Origin of the sequence: Gracilimonas halophila (assembly GCF_042684365.1) — a bacterium.
GTDB classification, from domain to species: domain Bacteria; phylum Bacteroidota; class Rhodothermia; order Balneolales; family Balneolaceae; genus Gracilimonas; species Gracilimonas halophila.
Genome location: NZ_JBHULI010000003.1, coordinates 192654 through 216480 on the forward strand (window position 1 = coordinate 192654; position 23827 = coordinate 216480).

General features: G+C 42.8%; 20 protein-coding genes. 16 read left to right on the forward strand and 4 right to left on the reverse strand.

Going from position 1 to position 23827, the window contains the following annotated elements; genetic code table 11:
• Positions 1-108 precede the first annotated feature (108 nt).
• Positions 109-885 (reverse strand): SDR family oxidoreductase, encoded by a 777-nt coding sequence (locus ACFSVN_RS03625; protein WP_390298754.1) that lies wholly within the window; start codon positions 883-885, stop codon positions 109-111.
• A gap of 71 nt (positions 886-956) precedes the next feature.
• On the reverse strand, positions 957-1919 hold the full coding sequence (locus ACFSVN_RS03630) for a calcium/sodium antiporter (RefSeq protein WP_390298757.1): 963 nt from the start codon (positions 1917-1919) through the stop codon (positions 957-959).
• Positions 1920-2041: 122 nt separating this feature from the next.
• Here ACFSVN_RS03630 and ACFSVN_RS03635 point away from each other — a divergent pair, with 122 nt between their 5' ends.
• From ACFSVN_RS03635 to typA, 3 genes are all read left to right on the forward strand, one after another.
• Positions 2042-2341: a hypothetical protein gene (locus tag ACFSVN_RS03635; RefSeq protein ID WP_390298760.1), complete on the forward strand. Its 300-nt coding sequence runs from the start codon at positions 2042-2044 to the stop codon at positions 2339-2341.
• A gap of 122 nt (positions 2342-2463) precedes the next feature.
• Complete coding sequence (locus ACFSVN_RS03640; RefSeq protein WP_390298763.1) at positions 2464-3240, forward strand: carbonic anhydrase family protein; 777 nt, start codon at positions 2464-2466, stop codon at positions 3238-3240.
• Between the two features lie 205 nt (positions 3241-3445).
• Positions 3446-5266, forward strand: coding sequence for a translational GTPase TypA (gene typA, locus ACFSVN_RS03645; RefSeq protein ID WP_390298766.1), 1821 nt, complete (start codon positions 3446-3448; stop codon positions 5264-5266).
• Between the two features lie 79 nt (positions 5267-5345).
• Here the strand turns inward: typA and ACFSVN_RS03650 are convergent, their stop codons facing one another.
• Positions 5346-5756, reverse strand: a complete 411-nt coding sequence (locus ACFSVN_RS03650) for a WD40/YVTN/BNR-like repeat-containing protein (RefSeq protein ID WP_390298769.1) — start codon at positions 5754-5756, stop codon at positions 5346-5348.
• Between the two features lie 159 nt (positions 5757-5915).
• On the opposite strand from ACFSVN_RS03650, the gene ACFSVN_RS03655 reads away from it, so the two are divergent.
• The 9 genes from ACFSVN_RS03655 (at position 5916) to ACFSVN_RS03695 (ending at position 18374) form a co-directional block, all read left to right on the forward strand.
• Positions 5916-7484, forward strand: a complete 1569-nt coding sequence (locus tag ACFSVN_RS03655; RefSeq protein ID WP_390298772.1) for a TldD/PmbA family protein — start codon at positions 5916-5918, stop codon at positions 7482-7484.
• Between the two features lie 33 nt (positions 7485-7517).
• On the forward strand, positions 7518-9143 hold the full coding sequence (locus tag ACFSVN_RS03660; RefSeq protein WP_390298775.1) for a TldD/PmbA family protein: 1626 nt from the start codon (positions 7518-7520) through the stop codon (positions 9141-9143).
• A gap of 36 nt (positions 9144-9179) precedes the next feature.
• The gene (locus tag ACFSVN_RS03665; RefSeq protein WP_390298778.1) at positions 9180-10496 is read left to right on the forward strand and encodes a TldD/PmbA family protein; all 1317 of its coding nucleotides are present in this window, start codon (positions 9180-9182) and stop codon (positions 10494-10496) included.
• 187 nt (positions 10497-10683) lie between these two features.
• A complete protein-coding gene (locus ACFSVN_RS03670; RefSeq protein ID WP_390298781.1) occupies positions 10684-11337 on the forward strand; it encodes a DUF4159 domain-containing protein in 654 nt (217 codons plus the stop codon).
• Complete coding sequence (locus ACFSVN_RS03675) at positions 11334-12332, forward strand: AAA family ATPase (protein ID WP_390298784.1); 999 nt, start codon at positions 11334-11336, stop codon at positions 12330-12332. Before ACFSVN_RS03670 ends, ACFSVN_RS03675 begins: the two co-directional genes overlap by 4 nt.
• A 6-nt stretch (positions 12333-12338) precedes the next feature.
• Entirely contained in the window at positions 12339-13223 is an 885-nt protein-coding gene (locus ACFSVN_RS03680) for a DUF58 domain-containing protein (RefSeq protein WP_390298787.1), read from the forward strand.
• Positions 13220-14452 carry a BatA domain-containing protein gene (locus tag ACFSVN_RS03685; protein ID WP_390298790.1) on the forward strand — a complete coding sequence of 411 codons (1233 nt, stop codon included), beginning with the start codon at positions 13220-13222 and terminating at the stop codon, positions 14450-14452. Before ACFSVN_RS03680 ends, ACFSVN_RS03685 begins: the two co-directional genes overlap by 4 nt.
• Positions 14383-16626 (forward strand): hypothetical protein, encoded by a 2244-nt coding sequence (locus ACFSVN_RS03690; RefSeq protein WP_390298793.1) that lies wholly within the window; start codon positions 14383-14385, stop codon positions 16624-16626. The genes ACFSVN_RS03685 and ACFSVN_RS03690 overlap by 70 nt, the downstream gene beginning before the upstream one ends.
• Entirely contained in the window at positions 16623-18374 is a 1752-nt protein-coding gene (locus ACFSVN_RS03695) for a hypothetical protein (protein WP_390298795.1), read from the forward strand. Before ACFSVN_RS03690 ends, ACFSVN_RS03695 begins: the two co-directional genes overlap by 4 nt.
• 6 nt (positions 18375-18380) lie before the next feature.
• On the opposite strand, the gene recG is transcribed toward ACFSVN_RS03695, so the two are convergent.
• Positions 18381-20450, reverse strand: a complete 2070-nt coding sequence (gene recG, locus ACFSVN_RS03700) for an ATP-dependent DNA helicase RecG (RefSeq protein WP_390298798.1) — start codon at positions 20448-20450, stop codon at positions 18381-18383.
• Between the two features lie 191 nt (positions 20451-20641).
• Here recG and rpsL point away from each other — a divergent pair, with 191 nt between their 5' ends.
• The 4 genes from rpsL to ACFSVN_RS03720 all read left to right on the forward strand — a co-directional run.
• Complete coding sequence (rpsL, locus tag ACFSVN_RS03705; RefSeq protein ID WP_290876668.1) at positions 20642-21016, forward strand: 30S ribosomal protein S12; 375 nt, start codon at positions 20642-20644, stop codon at positions 21014-21016.
• Between the two features lie 26 nt (positions 21017-21042).
• Positions 21043-21510, forward strand: coding sequence for a 30S ribosomal protein S7 (gene rpsG, locus ACFSVN_RS03710; RefSeq protein WP_390298802.1), 468 nt, complete (start codon positions 21043-21045; stop codon positions 21508-21510).
• 20 nt (positions 21511-21530) lie between these two features.
• A complete protein-coding gene (gene fusA, locus ACFSVN_RS03715; protein ID WP_390298805.1) occupies positions 21531-23672 on the forward strand; it encodes an elongation factor G in 2142 nt (713 codons plus the stop codon).
• A 34-nt stretch (positions 23673-23706) separates the two neighbouring features.
• The coding region (locus ACFSVN_RS03720) for a GTP-binding protein (protein WP_390297298.1) at positions 23707-23827 on the forward strand (121 nt) is incomplete at its 3' end.

Here is a 23827-nt window from a genome sequence, read left to right on the forward strand (position 1 = left end):
AATAAGAGAGCGAAATTTAAATTTGTTTGATTTAGGGTGAAGAACAGCCATGGAGTTTAAAACCGTTCCACCGCAAGGATATAGAATTTCCGGATAGTTGATGAATGGCTACCCAAATAACCCTTTAATACTCCCTCCGTCATGACTAATGGTTTGCCCTGTTACATACCCCGCATGAGGTGAAAGCAACCATGCTACCAGTGATGCAAGCTCTTCAGCTTTTCCCATTCTTCCAACGGGGATACTTTCTTCCATTCTTTCTTTCGCATCTTCAAAACTGATATTAAGCGAAGCTTTGTTTTTTTGGATGACCCGTTCAATTGCGGGAGTTTGGTGTGATCCGGGAGCGAGAACATTGACTGTTACTCCGGATTTAGCTATTTCCAGAGCCAGCGATTTAAAGAATCCAACCACTCCTGCCCTGAAACTATTGCTTAGCGTGAGCGAAAGTAATGGCTGTTTTACAGACTGACTTTCAATAAATATCATGCGACCATATTCCTTTTCTTTGAAGTATGGAGCCAGGTGTAATGCGAGGTCGATCTTCCAGCGCATGACAAGTTTCCAGGCCGAATCCCAATCGTCCATACTGGTTTCAAGTGGCGTTCCGGTTGGTGGTCCACCGGCATTAAAAACAATACCGTGAGTTTTTTTGGCTTTCACTGATTGCTCGATGCTATCCAGAGTATCACTGTAAAGAAGGCTGCCCTCAATGATCTCTGTTTGTTCTTTGAAATGGTTGAACTTGTCACGAAGCATATCACCACGGCGTGCTACCAACACAACGTTTGCACCTTCTTGTAAAAGCTGCCGTGCAATTGCTTCACCGAAACCGCTGGAGGCTCCACATACTATGAATCGTTGGTCTGTCAACTTGAGGTCCATAATGTTCTAGGGTTTGTTTAGAATGGACTTATAAAGTAAAGATCAGTGAGGTTAGAAAAAAAGTGCTCAGGCTATATTTCTTGCATTATCAGGAAGCCGGTGTAAACGATAAATGTGACTAGTAACAAAGCGGCTTCCCAACGATCTAGCTTTTGTTTGCCTCCCGTAAACATTGCGATAAAAAGCAGTAGTGTACCTCCTCCCAACAAGTATAATTCAGAGTTAAATGAGGGATCAAAAGCAACCGGCTTCACAAAGGCACTGACAGCCAGTATCAGAAAAATGTTGAAGATATTAGATCCAATAATATTACCTACGGCCAGGTCCACATTCTTACGTATAGCTGCTACAACTGAGGTGGCAAGTTCCGGTAAAGAGGTTCCCGCTGCAATAATTGTGAGGCCAATGATTTTTTCACTGACTCCCAGGACAGTAGCAATTTCAATGGCGTTGTTTACAACAAATCGTCCGCCTATGATCAAACCGGTCAGACCAGCGAGTATCAATCCCCATATCTTAAGTTGAGATAAGTCACTTTCAGTAGTTTCTTCCTTTTGAACTGAAGGATCAGATTTCAATTGTTTATATACATAAAATAGAAAAAGTCCGAAGAGAGTCAGGAAGATAAACCCATCAACTCTTGAGATAAGGGGAGAGGAGGCCCCAAAGAAATCATTCGCTAAAATGAAGAGTAACACAGCTGCAAATAATGAAAGTGGGATCTCCTTCCACACGGTACTGGATTGAACCGCTAAGGGTGCGATCATTCCTGATATCCCAAGGATAACAAACAAGTTGAAGTTATTACTGCCAATAATATTTCCGAAGACGATCTCATCGTATCCATTAAAGCTGGCAAGAACATTTACCACAAGTTCCGGGGCAGAAGTTCCAAAAGCCACAATGGTCAGTCCGATCGCTAAGTCAGAAACATGGTATTTTTTTGCGAGTACAGAGGCTCCGTTTACAAGCCAGTCGGCCCCTTTAATTAGAAGTAAAAGACCGAGGATCAGCCAAACGATAGAAATTAACATATGAGTACGTATGGGTTAATTAAGAATATGAAATATAAGTGGGAGTAGGATAGTTTCTAAATACTGATTAATTTTGGAACGCTCTTTTGTCAACTTGAGTTGGTGGGTAAAATTATTCCAAAATGGATACAAGTATATATAAGAACATACTGGTTATTTTATCGGCAGCGTTATTCATGACGTTTTCAATGATGCATGAATTTGACTGGCTAATACCGTCATCTCCGGTCCCTGTTGCTTCTGCGTTGTCGCCAGTGCCAACCCCTGATATTGTTGAGGAACCGGGGACTGAAGACGAAATTGAACATGAAGAGAGCTTTTATATCCGTAACTATACAGACATTAAATATCATAAAGGGCTTCAGTCAAAATTAGAACTCAGAGTTGCCCAAGTCTTATCTCCCCCACCAGACATGGTCTGATTGCCCGTCAAATTTAACGCCATAATCCATAGCAATAGGTACTGTCAAGACTATACGTACGTCTAGAAAAAGGATAGTAATACTAATAAATGTGGAAAAGGATAAGGGCCTGGATCCTTTTGATGGCATCATTTTATCTGCAAATTGATAATTATAAGATCATGAATAACCGAATTATTAACACAATATCTATTATAGTTGTATTTACTTTAACATTAACAGCATGCACCAATAAAGAAACGTCTCAAAACATGAATAATAACGTGTCTCTTTCAAGTACAGTTTTAAACAGTGAATCGCAGGAAAAACTAACACCCGATCAAATACTTCAAAATTTAAAAGAAGGGAATGAACGGTTTGTTAATAATAACCTAACACCAAGAGACTATAAAGCTCAGGTACAGGCTACCACTGAAGGTCAATACCCTGAGGCTGTGATCATTTCTTGTATAGATAGCCGGGTTCCTGTTGAGCAGGTTTTCGATAAAGGTGTGGGTGATATCTTTGTTGCCCGGGTAGCCGGAAATTTTGTTAACGAAGATATCCTGGGAAGTACTGAGTTTGGCACTGCGGTTGCAGGCTCAAAAGTGATCGTTATTATGGGGCATAAAAGCTGTGGAGCAGTGAAAGCAGCTATAGATAATGTTGAGATGGGGAACATCACCGCTATGCTGGATAAAATTAATCCGGCTGTAGAAATGACCTCAAATTTTGAAGGAGACCGATCTTCTTCAAATGATGAATATGTTACCGAAGTTGTCAAAAATAATGTTCGTCATACAATGGACGAGATGAGGGAGAAAAGCCCCATAATTGCTGAATTAGAAAGAAACGGAGACGTAGTCATAGCAGGTGCATTTTATGATTTGGAAACAGGAATGGTAACTTTTTTGAATTAAGGGAAAAGGGAGCTTTCGGGCTCCTTTTTTTGTTTATGGGTTCAATGAAAGAAGCCAAAATTAAATTATGTTTTAATAGTAAGTATTTGGTGAAAATACCCGTATCTTTAAGGCTTGCAACTTTTCTGATAAAACGTATTTGAAGTGGTAAAACCGCACTAATGTTGTATTCAAGAAGAGAAATTCACCCTAATTCAATATTGTAATGTCACAAGACTTAAGAAATATCGCCATCATCGCTCACGTAGATCATGGCAAAACAACACTCGTAGATGAAATCCTAAAGCAGAGCGGCACATTCAGAGAGAATCAACAAGTTGATGAGAGAGTCATGGATTCCGGAGATCTTGAGAAAGAACGTGGAATCACCATCAGTTCTAAAAATACGGCTGTTCACTGGAAGGGAACCAAGATCAATATTGTGGATACTCCCGGTCACGCTGACTTTGGTGGAGAGGTAGAGCGCATCCTTAAAATGGTGAACGGCGTGATCTTGCTTGTTGATGCTGCAGAAGGACCACTTCCTCAAACTAAATTTGTACTGCGTAAATCACTGAGCCTTGGTTATCGCCCTATTGTTGTGATCAATAAAATTGATCGTAAAGATGCCCGTCCCGATGCAGTACTCGATGAGATCTTTGACCTTTTTGTGATGCTGGACGCTACAAATGAGCAGTTGGATTTCCCGGTATTGTACGCGGTTGCCGTTAACGGTATTGCCAAAGAAAACCTGGAAGATGAGGATGAAAACCTTGCTCCTCTGCTTGATAAGATCGTGGAGCATGTTCCGGCACCTGAGCAAAACACTGAAGCGAAATTCAAAATGTTGGTTAGCAGTATTGATTGGAATGATTATGTAGGTCGAATTGCAGTAGGTCGAATTGAGCAAGGAACCATCAAGATCGGGCAGGAAGTAGCCCTTATGGATGGTAAGGGAAAAGTAAAAGAAAAAGCCCGCGCTACTAAACTATATACATTTAACGGACTACAGCGTGAGCCGGTTGAAACGGCTGTTGCAGGCGATATCATTGCCCTTGCGGGATATGAAGAAGTGAATGTTGGTGATACACTCACTGATACTGCAGACATGAATCCTCTGGAGTATGTGGATATGGATAAGCCGACGATTGCGATGTATTTCAGGGTTAATAATTCACCTTTTGCTGGAAAGGAAGGGGATTATGTGACTTCTAATCAGTTAAAAGATCGACTGAATAAAGAAGTGCGAACAAATGTTGCTATGCGGGTAGAACCGACAGAAAGTCCTGATATCTATAAAGTATCGGGCCGTGGTGAACTACAGATGGCTATTTTGATCGAGACAATGCGACGTGAAGGATTTGAGTTTTCTGTTTCACGACCTGAAGTTCTTTTCAAAGAGGTGGATGGAGTAACGCATGAGCCTGTTGAAGAAGTGGTTGTGGATGTTCAGACTGATTATAGCAATCGGGTGATCGATAACCTTCAAAAGAGAAAGGGTATCATGACTTCTATGAGTCAGGAAGGGGAAAATAACCGAATTCAGTTTCGTGTACCTTCTCGTGGATTGATCGGTTTTCGTGGAGAGATGCTTACCGAAACACGTGGAACCGGAATCATGCACCAGCAGTTTGATGGCTATGAGCCTTACGCAGGTGAAATTCCCGGAAGAACACGGGGAGCACTGATCGCCCTTGAACAAGGTGATGTAACCGGTTATGCGCTTGAAGGAATTCAGGATCGCGGAGAGTTTTTTGTTGAGCCCGGCGACCCGGTTTATCAGGGACAAGTGGTTGGCGTAAACAAACGCGGAGATGATATGGTAGTGAATGTGGTGAAGAAAAAGAACCTCACGAATCACCGTGCAACCCAAACTTCAGATGCCGTTAAGATCAGCCAGGCAAAGAAATTAAGCCTTGAGCAATGCATCGAATTCATTGATAATGATGAACTGCTGGAAGTAACTCCAAAAGCATTACGTATTCGAAAAACTTTTCTGGATCATAACGATCGTAAGAGAGAAGAGAAGAAAAAAGCCGGCGTTTAGTATAAATATGCTGAATGAGAAATTAGGAATGTTGGATTGTGGAGAGCAATTCAACATTCACTATCTCAATTCTATTTTCTCATTGAATGAGGGTGAGTTTCTTTATTAGAACTTCAGTTCCGGCATTTTTTGAACTCGAGTTATCACCGCCATCTGTAGTTTCGGCCAGCATCTCGGAGCTGCCTCCACCTCCGGTAGAAAAAGGACCGCCAACTAAGCCTGTATTTTCATTAAAAAAATAGAGTCCGGTAAAATTTCGGGTGTCTTCATATGAGATTTCTGTCCATGTTTCCCCACCATCAGTGGACTTAAGAATTGTACCCCAATCACCAATACCATATACAACTTGTTCAGTTACAAATTGTACTCTGTTTATCGTGTTTGTAGTAGTTACGCCGTTTTCGGTAAGCCAATCTTGGGCAATCAGAGGTGTTGAAAAGTTTGTTGAGGTTCCAATAAAAATGAAGATAAATGCTAAATATTTAAACATACGTTTGGTTTGATTTAAAAGAAGTATTGATAAATACGTAGCGTGTTACTTAAAAAGACCATAAGGGCTCAGGTAAATACATCGCATTAAATTATTTTACGAAAGCCAATTGGCATTTTATTTTAATAAGTGATTCATTAAGGAATAAAAATTTCTCTTATGAAACGAAAAGACTTTTTAAAGATAGCGGGTATAGGAACAGCAGGTGTAACCTTTCTTCCTTTTATAAACAGTAATACGTTGGCAGCAGGTTTGCTCGACTCTGAGAAAAAGCGATTAGCTGAAATTGCTTTGACCTCAGCCAAAAATGCCGGAGCTTCCTATGCGGATATTCGGATTGGTCGTTATCTCAACCAATTTATAAATAGCCGTGAGCAAAATATATCAGGGATCACTAATACAGAATCTTTTGGATTTGGTATTCGGGTGATCGCCAACGGCACCTGGGGATTTGCGTCTTCCAATCAGGTTACCGAGCGTGAAATTAGACGGGTAGCGAATCAGGCAGTACTGATCGCAAAAGCTAACGGACGATTGCAATCAGAGCCGGTACAATTAGCTCCTGTTCCCGGATATGGAGATGTTAGCTGGAATACACCTATCGAGACCAATCCATTTGAAATATCGATGGAAGAAAAAGTGGACCTGCTGATGAACATAAATTCCGAAGCTGAAAAAGCCGGTGCTGACTTCTGTTCATCAAATCTGTTTTTTGTAAATGAGCAAAAATATTTCGCTTCTACAGAAGGGACTTTTGCAGATCAAAATGTATATCGATGCTGGCCAACCTTTACAGTGACTAGTATCAATCGGGATGCTGGGGGATTCGAAACCCGAAATTCATTAGCCCAGCCCATTGGAATGGGATACGAATATGTGAAGAACTTTGGGCTGGTAGAAGAAGCCCGTGAAGCAGCTGAACAAGCCCAGGAAAAGCACTCGGCTAAAAGTGTGGAGCCCGGAAAATATGACCTGGTTCTTGACCCTTCTCATCTATTTTTAACTATTCATGAATCTGTCGGACATCCGCTGGAACTAGACCGTGTATTGGGCTACGAAGCCAACTATGCCGGAACCAGCTTTGCCACTCTTGATAAATGGCGATCCGGAGATTTCCAGTATGGAAGTGAGATCGTGAATTTTGTTGCGGACAAAAATCAGAAAGATGCACTTGCTACCGTTGGGTATGACGATGACGGAGTAAAAACAAAAAAGTGGGATCTGGTACGAAATGGAATTTTGGTAAACTATCAAGCCACTCGCGATCAGGTGAATATTATTGACCAGAATGAATCACATGGTTGTTGCTATGCTGACAGCTGGTCTTCGGTTCCATTTCAGCGCATGCCTAATGTTTCGCTTGAACCCGGTAAAGAGGACAAATCAGTTCAGGATATTATTTCCAATACGGAAGACGGTATTTATATAAAAGGACGTGGTTCTTATTCCATTGATCAGCAGCGATATAATTTCCAGTTTGGCGGACAGCTTTATTATGAAATTAAGAACGGTGAGATCACTCAGATGCTGCGTGATGTAGCTTATCAATCCAATACTCAGGAATTTTGGAACACTTGTGCAGAACTGGGTGGCCGCTCAACATATGAACTGGGAGGTACTTTCTTTGATGGAAAAGGCCAACCTTCTCAGGTTAGTGCCGTAAGTCACGGTTGTCCTACTACCCGGTTTGAAGGCGTTAATGTAATTAACACCGGCCGAAGGATTTAAAAAAATAATCATAAACTAAAACGGAGTTATTCCTTGAAGAGAAAAGATTTTTTAAAAATTGCAGGAATAGGGATGGGCGGAATGATGATCCCACTCGTTGGAACCCGGGTAGAAGCATTTTCTTCCCTGACAGGTATGTCGGTTTCAGATAAAAAAGCATTGGCAGACACAGCACTTAATGCTGCTAAAATGGCTGGTGCCAGCTATGCAGACATCAGGATCGGTAGATATCTGAATCAATTTATCATTACACGAGAACAGCAGGTTCAGAACGCAGTCAACACTGAGTCATTTGGTGTTGGTGTTCGCGTAATTGCCAATGGCACCTGGGGGTTTGCTTCCACCAATAACGTGACCAATGAAGGAGTTGCTGAGGCAGCCCAGCAAGCGGTGATGATCGCCAAGGCTAATGGTTCTATTCAATCAGAGCCGGTACAGTTAGCCCCCGTAGATTCTCATGGTGAAGTTTCATGGAAAACCCCGATCAAGAAAAATGCTTTTGAAGTACCTATTTCTGAAAAAGTTGATTTCTTGTTGGAAGTGAACAACGCAGCCATGCAAAATGGAGCCTCTTTTGTGGGTAGTAACATGTTTCTGGTAAATGAGCAGAAATATTTTGCTTCTACAGAAGGATCATACATCGATCAGGACGTTCACCGGATCTGGCCAACTTTTAACGTCAGTTTGGTAGATCGGGATTCAGGAACATTTGAATCCATTCAAAGTCTGAGTTCGCCAATGGGTATGGGCTATGAATATTTAGACGGGAATGAGTCTGAGAAAGCAAAAGGTGTGGTAACACGTTACGGTCAATCTTATGATATGATCGAGGATGCTGCTCAACTGGCAGAAAAAGGAAAAGAAAAACTTTCAGCTAAATCTGTTGAACCCGGACAATATGATCTGGTACTGGATCCGTCACACTTATGGCTGACTATCCACGAAAATGTTGGGCACCCTCTCGAGCTTGATCGTGTACTCGGTTATGAAGCTAACTATGCCGGAACCAGCTTCGCTACACTCGATAAGTGGGAATCCGGCGATTTTGAATATGGTTCTGATATTGTGAACCTTTATGCAGATAAACTTCAGAAAGGATCACTGGGGCATGTCGGTTATGACGATGAGGGAGTTCAGACTAAGAAATGGGATCTTGTGAAGGATGGTATTTTGGTGAATTACCAAGCCATACGGGACCAGGCTCATATCATTAACGAAGATGAGTCTCATGGGTGTTGCTATGCTGATAGCTGGAACAGTGTTCAATTTCAGCGTATGCCAAATGTATCATTAGCTCCGGGTAAAGATCCACTATCCGTTGATGATATGATCAAAGATGTAGAGAATGGTATTTATGTAGTTGGAGATGGATCGTATTCCATTGATCAACAGCGTTATAACTTCCAGTTTGGCGGCCAGTTATTCTACGAGATCAAAAACGGAGAAATAACAGGAATGCTTCGTGATGTAGCTTACCAATCAAATACTCAAGAGTTCTGGAATTCTTGCTCCGCTATTTGTGATGAAAGCGATTTCCGTTTGGGAGGTTCATTTTTTGACGGAAAAGGCCAGCCCGGCCAATCAAGTGCGGTTTCTCACGGAAGCTCCACTACTCGGTTTGACGGTATAAATGTGATCAATACCGCCCGACGAATCTAAAGGAAATAAAAAATTAACGATAAGAACTGAATCATTATGGCCATTTTAACACGAGATGAAGCACGTGACATCATGCAAAAGGTGATCAACCTTTCAAAGGCTGATCACTGTGAAGTAAACTTGCAAGGTGGTGTGGGCGGTAATATACGCTACGCACGAAACACAGTAACCACAAGTGGTGAAGAGCAGAATACGTCACTTTCTGTAGAGTCAGCATTTGGAAAGAAAACAGGAACCGCATCTATCAATGAATTTGATGATGAATCCCTGGAAAAAGTAGTTCGTCGTTCTGAAGAACTTGCACAACTGGCCCCGGAAAATCCTGAATACATGGAACCGCTGGGTCCTCAGGAATACAGGGAATCAAAGACCTATTTTGATTCCACTGCAAAAATAACTCCGGATTACAGAGCAAGAGCTGCAGAGAATAGTATCAAGCCAAGTATTGATAATGGGTTGATCTCAGCCGGGTTCCTGGAAGATGGCGCTGGATTCAATGCCATCATGAACAGCAATGGTTTGTTCGCCTACAATCAGGATACGGAAGTGGAATTTTCCGTGACAGTGAGAACCCGGGACGGAAGAGGTTCCGGATGGGTATCACGCGATTATAACGATGTTGATCTAATGGATACAGCCACTGCCTCAGATATTGCCATCCAGAAATCAAAAGGTTCGGCAGAAGCCGTTGCCCTTGAGCCCGGAAAGTACACGGTGATCCTGGAACCGCATGCTTCAGTTGGACTTCTTGGAAATATGTTTTTCAGAATGGATGCCCGTACTGCCGATGAAGGACGAAGTTTCCTTTCGAAGCAGGGTGGAGGCACACGTGTAGGTGAGAAGATGTTCGATGAGCGGGTTACCGTTTATTCAGATCCATTTCATTCAAACGTTCCGACAGCACCTTTCACAGGTTCAGGACAACCGGTAGAACGAACTACATGGATCGAAAATGGTGTAGTCAAGAATCTTGCATATTCCAGATTCTGGGCGAAACAACAAGGGGTAAATCCTCTTCCCGGACCGGTAAACGGAATTATGGAAGGAGGAACAAAATCTACTGCTGAATTGGTGGCCTCTACAGAGCGTGGAATACTGGTAACCAGAACATGGTATATCCGAATGGTTGATCCACAGTCACTGCTGTTAACAGGATTGACTCGCGATGGAACGTTCTACATTGAAGATGGTGAGATCAAACACGCTGTGAAGAATTTCCGATTCAATGAAAGTCCGGTGATCATGCTTAATAACATTGAAGAATTAGGCAAGCCCGTTCGTTGTGAAGGAAATATGATCCCCCCAATGAAGATCCGCGACTTTACCTTCAGCAGTCTCTCCGACGCTGTATAGGATCGTCGAAATAATCAATTATCAAAGCCACACACGAGTTTCGTGTGTGGCTTTTTTAATATCAAATATTGAGCCGGTGAATATTAAGCATCGAACTCGTTACTAAAACAACGTTAAAAAATATTACGAAGCGGATTTAAGGATGATTACAGGAATCAACTTCCCTTCCAATTTCGTATAATCAGGTATGGCTTTATCCAGATCTTCAAATACTGATTTTTTCTTCACTCGTATTCAATATGAGTCGGGAAACTGGTATGTGGATGAACGCATGCCGGCCAATCTTTTGAATTCCCTGGTAGAGTACACGACGCTTTCCATCGATCAGGAAGAAAAGGTAATTCCGCTTTCAAGCAATAAGATCCTTAGCTCACCTTTCTGTTATATGAGTGGGCACCGTTTGGTTGAGTTTTCCAATAAGGAACGTGAGAATTTTGAGAAGTTGGTCTATAACGGAAGCTTTATTTTTGTGGACGATTGTAACCATGATATTGACGGACTTTTTGCCAAATCATTTGAAGCACAGATGGCAGAGATCTTCGGTCCTGATGCCCTGAGAAAGATCCCCAACGATCACCCTATTTATTCTTCATTCTTTGAATTTGAGGATGGCCCTCCTACTACCAGTTTTGAATTGAATGGTTGGGGCGATGACCTTGTGCATGATTACCTGAAAGCCATTGAAATTGATGGAGAGATCAGGGTGCTTTACAGTAATAAGGATTACGGTTGTGAATGGGATTACGACTATCGGAATAAACGCTGGCTTGCCCGCGATAACACTAAATTTGGCGTCAACATCGTGATGTACGCCATGAACAAAAACATGTACAGTACGTGAATATCGAAAAAGAGAATGTCATTGAATTAGTAAGTAAACTTCAACGGCTAAAAAAAGAGATAGGCAAGGTGATCGTTGGGCAGGAAAAAGTGCTTGATGAACTTTTAATCACCTTTTGCGCCGGCGGACATGCTTTGCTGGAAGGTGTTCCCGGGCTTGCTAAAACGCTTATGATCCGCTCCCTTGCTGAAGCCATTGATGCTGATTTTAATCGCATTCAATTCACTCCCGATCTAATGCCAACGGATATCATCGGGACGGAAATTCTGGAAGAAGACCATGGAACCGGAAAGCGTTATTTCAAATTTGAGAAAGGGCCGATCTTCACGAACATTTTATTGGCGGATGAGATCAACAGGACACCTCCAAAAACTCAATCGGCACTGCTCGAGGCAATGCAGGAATATAGAGTCACGGCCAGTGGAAAGACCCTGGAATTGGATCTCCCGTTTTTCGTATTAGCCACTCAAAATCCTATCGAGCAATCGGGAACCTATCCGCTGCCGGAAGCTCAACTTGACCGTTTCCTCATGTTCTTGAAAGTGGATTATCCCACCGAGCAAGAAGAATTTGAGGTGCTGAAATTGACAACGGGTGATTCAAAGCCGGTCATAAAACCCATTATGTCGGCAAAGGAAATCATTGAAGTTCAAAAACTGGTCAGGCAAATTGTGATCAGTGATGACCTGATCACCTATGTAAACAGCCTGGTTCGTAACACTCGTCCCGATCAAACCAAAAGTGAAACTGTTAGAAAAAATGTGGATTGGGGAGCAGGTCCGAGAGCCGGGCAGGCTATGATTCTGACGGCCAAAGCGCGTGCACTTTTAGATGATCGCTATGCGGTTACGCTGGATGACCTGGCTTTTGTGGCACCGGCCGTATTAAGGCATCGGATGTTGCTCAATTTCAAAGCGGAAACCGAAGGGATATCAACAGATAATGTAACTGAACAGCTGCTGAAAGAAATTCAGCCTCCGCAAAGTACGGTATAACCGATCATGGAAAGAGAACCCGAAGAACTGGATTTATTACGTTCCGGGGTTGATCTCGGCTTGCTTGCCAAACACATCGTGGATGGTTTCATGATAGGTATGCACAAAGGCACCCGGCGCGGAATTGGGAGTGAATTCAGTCAATACCGAAGCTACCAGCCGGGAGACGATATCCGTCAGATAGACTGGAAGATGTTTGCCCGCAGCGATCGTTATTATATAAAAGAATCGGAAACGGAATCGTCAGTTACTGTTCGGTTTTTTCTGGATATGTCTGCTTCCATGAAATACGAGGAAAACGGTATCTCAAGATTTCAGTATGCTTCTTTGGTTACAGCGGTTCTGGGAACCATCGCCAGTCAGCAGGGAGATGCGATCGCACTACATCTGGTGAATAATTCTGAACATAAAAGTCTCACGGAGAAAAGAGGAAAAAGCCATTTAAACCGATTCATTCATCTGCTTGAAAATACGGAGTGCCGGGGACACTGGCCGGAATCAACAGATTGGCTTACCAATAATTTGAACACGCATGACCGTGAACTCTGGATCGTTTGTTCAGACCTGCTGGATGGAGAGAAACGCTGGGAGACTTTCATTCAGCTGAGTAAAAGTGTGGGACACGAAATTCAGTTCCTGCAAATTTTAGGGCATGATGAACTTCACCTAGAACTGGAAGAAGCGGTTACAGTGGAAGATCCTGAAAGTCATGCTAAAAAGAATATTCGAACCAGTTCAGTGCGAAAAGAATATTTGAAAAATCTACACGCCTATCTGGAGGAATTGAAATCAGGCTTGATGAGTCCGCGAACGAATCTGTTTTTAATGGAAATGAACCAATCCATTAGGGACGCACTGTTTGAATTTTTAAAACTCAGGGAGCGATTATGATACTTGGAACCCCCATATGGCTTTGGTTGGGTTTGGCGGTGATCATCCCTGTACTTATTCATCTATGGAATAAGAGATCGGGCCGGCCTCGGCTGTTAGGTACATTCCGTTTCCTTCCTGAGGAATCCTTTGCTTCTGCAAAAAGAATAGAGCTCCACGAGATCCCATTGATGTTGGTACGGATGCTGATAGTTCTGTTACTTACACTGTTACTAGCCGGATTATTTTTGGAAGATGAATTGGAGGGAGTTGAACGCATTATCATTTCTGAAACTTCAAGCGGAGAATTTGCACAGGATGCGGAGGAAGACGGAATTCCCTTAGTGACAGTATCTTCCAAAGAAGTGCAGCAAAAGGGATGGTGGAATATTTTGGAGCAGATCGAATACCGGGAGCAACCGGAAAGGGTGACAATAAGAGGAGATCTGTCAGAAGCTCATTTCCGTGGTGGGCGCCCTTCTTCTGATGCAGTGATAAACTGGGAGCCTTTGGATTCTCTTTACACCAATGAATTGACCCTTGCTGTATGGCAGCTTGGGGATGAACAATACCGGGCATTAATTCAGCAGAGGACAGAGACTGGAATTGAGACTTTTATTGAGGAAGTGACTCCGTCTGAGATTCGAAATAGTGGAGTGGAAGTGATAGATGGACCAAGACTTATTCTGAATCCTGAAAATAAGGAAGGGATAAATCTTGGGTTGGAATATGCAGCAGATAGGTGGGAAATTGAAATGGAAGAACAGCCCATGAAAGAACTGCCGCAATTAGAATTTGGAGAACGAACGATCCGGCTGATTCAGGAAACAGAGGAATTGAGGGGGAGCGATCTGATAGAAGCCAACAGGATTTTTGGAATTTCAATATCAGTAAAAGAGATGAGAGCTGTTGCTCAGCCTCAAAAAGAAATTTTGACTACCCGGAATGGAAATACTCCATTTCTTTATGTTGATATAAATGGGAATATGGTCGTAAACGGGACAATAGCACAAGAACTGCAAAGCTGGGTGTATGCAGGAATTGCACAACGCCTTTTTATAGAAGCATTTGGAGCGGATCACATTCTATCTCCTGAGTTGATCGGGCCACAGCGTGATCTTGCTACCCTTGCATCAAGTGAAAGAGGATCAGTTCCCACAGAGCAGCGTTCAGCACAATTATGGCTGATGGGTTTATTGGCGTGTTGTTGGTTATTCGAGAGATGGCTGGCGCCAAAGAGGGGGATGTGATGGAACAACAGCTTCGGAAATTAAGATCAAGGCTTCATAGAAACCGGGTGTTGGCCGAGCTTATTCAGATAGCAGCCGTCAGTTTTCTTATGGGGGTGTTCACTTTTGTTTTTGCATTGGATGAGTCGGCCGCTCCAATGATAATAAGTGGAGTATTTTTTGTGGGAAGCGTTGGACTTGCTGTCTTGTTGGGTAGGTTTAAAAAGCCTTCAGCCCAGGAGATCACCAGGTTTCTGGATCGAAAGTATCCCTTTATGGAAGAGTCTGCTTCATTACTGACCTCAGAAAGTTCGGGGTCATTAATAGAAAATTGGCAGAAAGAGATAATTTCAAATCGGCTTCGGTCTGAAATTTCACAAATAAAACTTCCAAAAGAAGAGCTTAAAAAAGCATCTGCGATGGGCGGACTGTGGCTTGCCATTTCCCTGATCCTGATCATAGCCAAGCCGGTTTTGAATCAAAGTTTATCGCAATTTCAGAACCAGACTGATGCTGTGACTGAAGAGAGGAATGAGCAAGATGAGTCAACACTGATTCCGGAAATTGAAGAAGCACGGATCAAGATCAGTCCTCCTTCTTATACCGGACTGGGTACAGAAGAATATGAATTTGAGAATATCTCCGTGCCGGAGGGAGCGACTATAAACTGGAGCGTGAAAGTAAATGAGACACTGGAAAATGTAAGTGTGCTATTTTCAAATGGTGAATCAATTGAGATGAACGTGAACGGAGATTCCGGAATTTATTCGGCTTTAATGACAGGCATTGAGAATCGAATTTATCAGATCAGGCTTTCGAATGCGGATACGACCGTGTTCTCTGCTTTTAAGAGTATTGAAGTGATCACCGATCAGCCACCGGGATTTGTAGTTTTACAGCCAACAGCAAAACGGGACTTCATCACCCCGCAAAAAAGAACCTTCAATATTGAAGCTGAGATCGGAGATGATCACGGTGTTACTGAAACAGAGATCCGCGCAACATTGGCTAAAGGTTCCGGCGAAAACGTTAGGTTCAGGGAACAAACATTTTCGTTTGCAGAAATATCCGGGCTGGGGTCGAAAAAAGTAATAGGGATAAGCAGATTAAATGCAGATTCGCTTGAGATGGAACCGGGAGATGAACTCTATTTCTACATCACTGCAAGGGATAATAAACCCGAACCTCAGTTGGCCCGGTCAGATACCTATTTCATTATCTATGCAGATTCCGGCGAAGTAAGCACTATAGAAGTGGCAGGATTAGGTGTGGATCTGCTCCCGGAATATTTTCGAAGTCAGCGTCAGATCATTATTGATACCGAGCAGTTATTGGAGGATAAGCCAAACATCAGCAAGGATGAATTCAACGATCGCTCAGAGAGTATTGGGCATGATCAAAATTTACTCCGTCAGCGTTATGGGGAATATCTTGGACAGGAAGATGAAATGGCATCGTCAACGGGTGGAAGTATGGGTGCAAGTGCTGAAACCGGAGCTGAGGAACATGATGCCGGTGCCGAGGAAGGCCACGATCATGAGGAAGAAGAGCTCAATGGGGTGGGATTGACGAACGCTGAAAGTGAAGCCACAAGTGTGATTCCCGATGAATTTTTTCATGATCACGGTGCCGCGGAAATGAATACACTGTTTGCTCAAAGCCCGAGAGCCATGCTAAAAGAAGCAGTCGATAATATGTGGAATGCCGAGCTGTACCTGAGTACCCGGCGCCCTGAAGAAGCACTGCCATACGAATATGCCGCTCTGGAATTATTGAAAGCAGTACAGCAGGCTAATCGCCAATACACCCGAAAAGCAGGGTATGAACTTCCTCCTATTGATGAGGATGAAAAGAGATTAACGGGAACCTATGATGGTTTTGCTGATCCTGATGGTTCTCAACAAATGGGAAGGCCTGAAAACCCGTTGGTACAGCTTCAGCTTTTGGTTCGCGATGAAACACTTTCAGGTCAGGATCTTGCTGAGGAAGCGAGAGAGTTATTGGCAGAAGCAGAGATCTCCGATGCCAACCGATTATTCTTGCTGAACCGTATCAGAACCATTGAAAATGAAGGGCGAGATAAGGAAATCGAAGATCAGATCACTCAGTTGATCAGTGAAATAAGCAGTGAGATCCAGCTTGACCCTACTCCCAAAACCTATCCGTCAATCCGAAAAATTCAATCACAGAGATGATCATCGCTATTTGGTCTTTAGTTATTGTGGCTATCACCGGATTTGCCGTATGGGTCGACTTCCGTGCATATCAAAATAAGATCAGAGCACTTCTCATCATTTTATCCGGATTATTATTGATCGGCTTTGTTGCGGAGCCGAAATGGTGGCCTTCTGAATCCGGTAGTTATGCATTACTGACAGATGGATTTGAATCCGAATATTTCAACCCGAACAGATATGATGTAGTCTATTCACTCAGGGATGAAGATAAATACACTTCAGGAAGAACATGGCTAAGCTCGATATCTATGATCGCCGATGAAGTACCTTTGGGAAGCGGAATCGATTTGTTTGGTTTTGGGGTGAAGGAAGAACTGCCTGAAAATTATCGATGGTTTGACCGACTCGAAGACCCCGGAAATGGATTCATATTAGATGATGCTCCGAAACAAGTAGAAGTTGGGAAAAGATTCGAAATTTCCATTACTGCTCAAGGAGCCGGAGATGAGGATTCAATTCAGGTTTATAAAGACGGAAAACTTTGGCAAAACCAAAGTGTGGATCAGGATTCAAAGATCATATTAGAAGATCAGTTGAATATGCAGGGCCCAATTACCTACGATCTGGAATGGATGAAAGAAGATTCACTGTACACCGAAAGCCTGAATATCAGAGCGGTACAACCTGAATTACTGACCTTTGGAGTGCTGATGTACAGTCCTTCCTTTGAGATCAATTATCTAACCGAGCATTTTGGTAACCGGGGTCATGCCGTAATAAGCAAAACCCGGGTGGGTCAGGACCGGTTTCGATTCGATGGCATAAATGCCAATACAGACCAGGCGGAGTCATTTATAGATAACCTAAATTCCATGGACGTACTGATCCTGGACAGCCGGGAATATCTGGAACTTCCGCTTTCAGCAAAAGAACAGATAAGGGAGGCAGTACAAAATGGAATGGATGTAATATTAAGATCTCCGAGCGTTGAAAGTTCACAACAATGGGCTGAGGTTTTTTCAGATATTACCGGTGAAGAAGTGAACGTGCAACCGATCAATCGTCTTGAAGAACGGAACTGGCTTCCCGGTTTTCTTCAAGATAATGCTGAGATCATAACTCCGTCACCCTTACTGAATATTGATTTTATCGACCTTCCCGAAGCCTCAGAGATTCTTCACCAAAGTGCAGGTAACGAGGCGGTGAGTGTGAGAATACTAAATGGTTCGGGAAGTGTGACCGGTCAGCTTTTTTATCAAACTTATGGATGGTTGCTGGAAGGAGAGGAAGAAGCTTACAACTCTTTTTGGGTAGATTATTTAAGCAGGTCTGTAATGTTGGAGTCATCACAAATTGAAGTAGCCCCCATTCTGCCAAGGAGAAATGAGGAAACGAAAATTTTCATTTCTCAGCCTTCGGAGTTCTCAGATATATTGATCAAACCGGTGTTTTCATCCGACTCATTAAAGATCCCAGTCTCTCAAACTCTACAGAATTTAAGTGTGGGGGAGACATCTTTTTGGCCAACCGAAAGCGGGTGGCATTTTGCAGAGTATGAGAACCGGAAAACATGGTTCTATGTGTATGGGGATAGATGGGGGTATGACGATTCAGTAAGAAAGAACGAATTCACGAAGAAGTTGATCACGAGATCCACTCCAATTGATGAAGCCGGATCTACAACGACCAAGATCCCAAACTGGATCTGGCTGATCGGATTTCTGCTGCTTCAAACAACTCTTTGGGCGGAAAGGAAGTTTTATTAAGCCAATCTACCCCATCCCATAAAACTGAACCTTCTCTTTGAAATAGGGAGTGAAGACCTTCTCCAGATCTGAGTTTTGAGGAGTTTGTAGATCCGGATCACTTTCCAAGAGTTTTTTGGCCTTGTCTTTGGCTTGGGTAAGTAGGAATTGGTCTTCTACAATATCAGCAAATTTGAAATCGGGAAGGCCGCTTTGCTTGGTTCCCAGAAAATCTCCCGGTCCGCGAAGCTTAAGGTCAGCCTCAGCGATCCGGAATCCATCATTGGTTTCTTCCATAGTTTTTAAGCGAAAAGCTCCGGACTTGCTCACTTTCACATCCGGCATGAGGATGCAATAGCTTTGTCGCTCACCACGTCCAATTCTTCCCCGTAATTGATGTAACTGAGAAAGCCCGAATCGCTCGGCGTGTTCAATGATCATAATGGAAGCATTTGCTACATCTACACCAACCTCAATTACAGTCGTCGAAACAAGGATCTGGATCTCATTATTGATGAAGGCCTTCATAACTGCATCTTTCTCTTCCGTTTTCATCCGGCCATGAAGTAACCCAATATTGAAATCGGGAAATCGTTTTTTGAGCTTCTCAAATCCTGCAGTGGCATCTTTCAGGTCCAGCGCTTCTGATTCCTCTACCAATGGGTAAACCACATAAACTTGTCCGCCGTCTTTTACTTCCTGCTGCACAAAATTATAGACGTCTTCTCTTTTTTTATTGGATCTAATAGCGGTCTTGATCGGTTTCCGCCCCGCAGGCATATCCCTGATAATGGAAACATCAAGGTCCGCATAAACAGTCATGGCCAAGGAACGGGGGATAGGGGTGGCACTCATTACAAGCATGTGAGGATGGCTCCCTTTATTTAATAGGTCAGCTCTTTGCTGTACGCCAAACCGATGCTGTTCATCTATTACCGCCAAGCCCAGGTTATGAAAACGAACTTCGTCCTGAATAATGGCATGAGTTCCAACCACGATCTGTGCATTTCCACCTTCAGTGTCTGTGAGGATGTCAGTTCGAAGTGCCTTTTTTTGTGAACCGACCAGGAGGCGAACATTGATGTCCAATTCTTTGAGGTGATCGGCAAGGGTTCTGTAATGCTGCTCGGCTAAAATTTCAGTCGGAGCAAGGAATGCGGCTTGAAATCCATTATCCAGTGCCATCAACATCGCTCCAATGGCAACAATGGTTTTACCTGCCCCCACGTCTCCCTGGATCAAACGATTCATTTGTCGGCCCGAGCGGACATCCGTCTTAATTTCAGCAAGAGATGAGCGTTGTCCATCAGTTAATTCAAATGGAAGTAATTCATTAAAGTATCTTGAAGTGTAGGTGCCGGTTTCGTTAAAAACATGTCCATTGGCTCTTTCCTTTATGGTGTAATTGATCTTCTCCATGCTCAATTCAAATAGGAAAAGTTCTTCGAACTTAAATCGGTTCAGGGCATTCTTATGTTCGTTGTGACTTTCAGGAAAGTGGATCATCCGATAAGCCTCTTGCCTTCGCGGAAACTTGAATTCAGAGAGAAGGTGATCGGGCAGAAACTCATCAAAAGTATGTTTATTGAGTATTTCTTCCATCCACTGTTGCACAAGTTTACTTGTGATCCGTGCCTTGCTAAGAGCTTTACTTCCCGGATAAATAGGAAAGATCCGGGAAAAAGAATCGAGATCACCTTCCGAAGAAATTTTATCCACTTCAGGATGTGCAATGGAGATAGACTTCCCATATCGTTTTGCAGGCCCAAAAAAAGCAACCGTTTCTCCTTCTTTGAAAAACTTACTGAAATAGCCGACTCCCCTAAACCATACTCCTTTTACCATTCCGGTACCATCGTTGATATAGACTTCCAGACGTTTCTTTTTTCCGTAGCCGGCTGTGGAAATATCGGTAACTTTTCCCGCTACGGTAACCTCCTCACCAGACCCCGCCAGGTACTTGATCTTTTGGGTATTACTTCGGTCCAGATAACGACGGGGGAAAAAGTTGAGCAGATCGTATACTTCCTTGATGCCTTCATTACTGAGGGCTTCGAGTCTTTTGGAGCTTAAATTGGATAAATCAGAAAGATTCAACTGTTATAAAATTATATATCGGTCTATAAATAAAATACCGAAATTAATGGTTTAATTTAATGTTTAGTACTGCTACAGGGGGTGTATTGAATATTAAGAAAATAATTCGGATAAATATTTTGCATTCGTACCTAAATGTATCCTATATTTGCAAGCTCTCGATTCGATGGCAATAACCAAATAATTGAACAGTGCCGACTATACAACAACTCATACGAAAAGGTAGAAAAAGCAAAGTAAGTAAAACAACTGCTCCTGCGCTACAGAATTGTCCGCAGAAGCGTGGTGTTTGTACTCGCGTTTATACAACTACGCCTAAAAAGCCGAACTCGGCATTGCGTAAAGTAGCTCGTGTACGTTTGACCAACGGGATTGAAGTTTCGGCTTACATTCCTGGTGAAGGTCACAACTTGCAGGAACATAGTATAGTATTGATCCGCGGAGGTAAAGTTAAAGATTTACCCGGTGTTCGATACCATATTATTAGAGGAACATTAGATACAGCGGGCGTTGAGGGAAGAACTCAAAGTCGTAGTCTGTATGGCACCAAGAGGCCAAAAGGGTAACACTAAGAAATTAAGATTAATCGAGCATGCGTAGAAAAACAGCAGATAAACGAGATGTACAAGCGGATCCAATTTTTGAGGATAAGCTGGTAACTCGTTTTGTAAACAACCTGATGCGAGACGGAAAGAAGAATGTAGCTCGCAAAATTGTATATCAGGCATTTGAAGTTATTGAAGAAAAAACAGGCGAAACCGGAATCGATGTATTCCGAAATGCGCTTCAAAACTCAACACCGGTTGTAGAGGTTAAGTCTCGCCGTGTTGGTGGTGCTACTTATCAGGTGCCAATTGAAGTTCGCCAGGAAAGAGGAACCGCATTGGGAATGAGGTGGTTGATTAAGGCTGCTCGTTCCAGAAATGACAAGTCGATGTCAATTCGTCTTTCAAGAGAATTGATCGATGCGTCAAACAATGAAGGTGGTGCCGTTCGTAAGAAAGACGAAACGCACCGTATGGCAGATGCTAACAAAGCTTTTGCTCACTTTAGATTCTAAAAGATTTTATTAAAAGTATTATGTCCGAAACGAAGCAAAAAACAGATCCAAAAATTTTAGAGAAGATTCGCCGCACGCGAAACATCGGTATCATGGCACACATCGATGCCGGTAAAACTACCGTGACCGAACGAATTCTTTTTTACACCGGTCGTAGTCACCGTATGGGTGAAGTGCATGATGGCGCAGCTACTATGGACTGGATGGAGCAGGAGCAGGAGCGTGGTATTACTATTACTTCTGCTGCAACACATTGTATCTGGAAAGATCACCGAATTAATATTATTGATACACCGGGTCACGTTGACTTTACCGTTGAGGTAGAGCGTTCTTTGCGTGTTTTGGATGGTGCTGTTTTTGTGCTTGATTCAGTTGGAGCTGTTCAGCCTCAGTCTGAAACTGTTTGGCGACAAGCTAATAAATATAACGTGCCATGTATGGCCTTTGTAAATAAGATGGACCGAACCGGTTCTGACTTTTACAATGTAGTTAAGGAGCTTGACGAGAAATTAAACGCAAACCCAATCCCTATTCAGATTCCTATTGGTTCTGAGGAGAACTTTCAAGGTGTTGTTGATCTGATCAAGATGGAAGCTATTGTATGGGATGATGAATCCTTGGGTGCAACTTATGAAGTAGTTGACATTCCTGAAGATCTGAAGGAAAAAGCTGCCGAGTATAGAATGTTATTACTTGAGGCTGTATCTGATCAGAATGACGCATTGATGGAAAAATATCTCATGGAAGAGGAGATCTCTGAGGAAGAGATCATTGACGCTCTTCGTGAAGCGACTATCTCCAAGGCTATTACTCCGGTATTGTGCGGTACAGCTTTGAAAAATAAAGGTGTGCAGGTACTACTTGACCGAGTATTGGATTTCATGCCTAATCCGTTAGATATTCCTCCGGTTAAAGGTATTGACCCTGAAACCGAAGAAGAAGTTAAGAAGGCGCCTGATGTAAACGCTCCTTTCTCAGCTCTTGCATTTAAGATCATGACCGACCCATTTGTAGGTAGGTTGACTTTTGTGAGGGTTTATTCAGGAAGATTAGAAAAAGGTTCTTATACCTTTAACTCTTCAACCGGAAATAAAGAACGTGTTGGTCGATTGCTTGAGATGCATGCCAACGACAAAAAAGATTTAGATTATATTCAGGCAGGAGATATTGCTGCTGTTATCGGTATTAAAGAAGTACATACAGGTGATACGCTTTGTGATCCTGATCATCCGGTAATTCTTGAGCAAATTACTTTCCCTGAGCCAGTAATTAAGCTGGCTGTTGAGCCTAAGACTAAAGCTGATAGTGAAAAACTATCAACTGGTCTTCAAAAACTTGCTGAAGAGGATCCAACTTTTGTTGTAAAAACTGATCATGAAACAGGCCAGACTACGATCGCCGGAATGGGTGAGCTTCACCTTGAAATTATTGTTGACCGACTCAAGCGTGAGTTTAAAGTAGAAGCAAATGTTGGTGCGCCTCAGGTTTCTTACAGAGAGACAATCTCTAAGAAAGTTGATCACAGAGAAATCTACAAGAAGCAGACAGGTGGACGTGGTAAGTTTGCTGATATCTCTTTTGAAGTAGGACCAATTGAGGAGTTTGAGGATTACGATGGAAACGAAGATCGTATCACTCGAGAAGAAGGCTTCATATTTATCAATGAGATTGTAGGTGGTAATATTCCTCGTGAATTTATCCCATCTGTAATGAAGGGATTCAAAGAAGCGCTAAATTCCGGTATTCAAGCTAACTATTCAGTAGAAAACGTAGGGTTCCGTTTATATGACGGTTCATACCACGATGTTGATTCTGACCAGTTAAGTTTTGAATTATGTGCAAAACTTGGATTTAGAAACTCAGCTCGTAAGGCTAAGCCAAAAATACTTGAGCCGGTAATGAAAGTTGAGATTATCACTCCTGAAGAATATATGGGTGACGTGATCGGTGACTTGAATAGTCGTCGAGGAATTATGCAGAGTATGGACTCTAATAATGAAGGGTCAGTTGTAAAAGCTCATGTACCGTTATCCGAAATGTTCGGTTATTCTACAGACTTGCGATCAGCGACGCAGGGTCGTGCGGTATACTCGATGGAATTCTTTGATTACACTGAAGTACCTGAGGCAATTGCTCAGGAGATCATCGAGAGTCAATCATAAAAGAAATTAAACACTAAGATAAAATTAAGTAATCATGGCAAAAGAGACCTTTCAACGGAATAAGCCACACGTGAACGTGGGCACGATTGGACACGTAGATCACGGGAAGACGACCTTGACTGCGGCAATAACAACCGTAATGGCGAAGACCTACG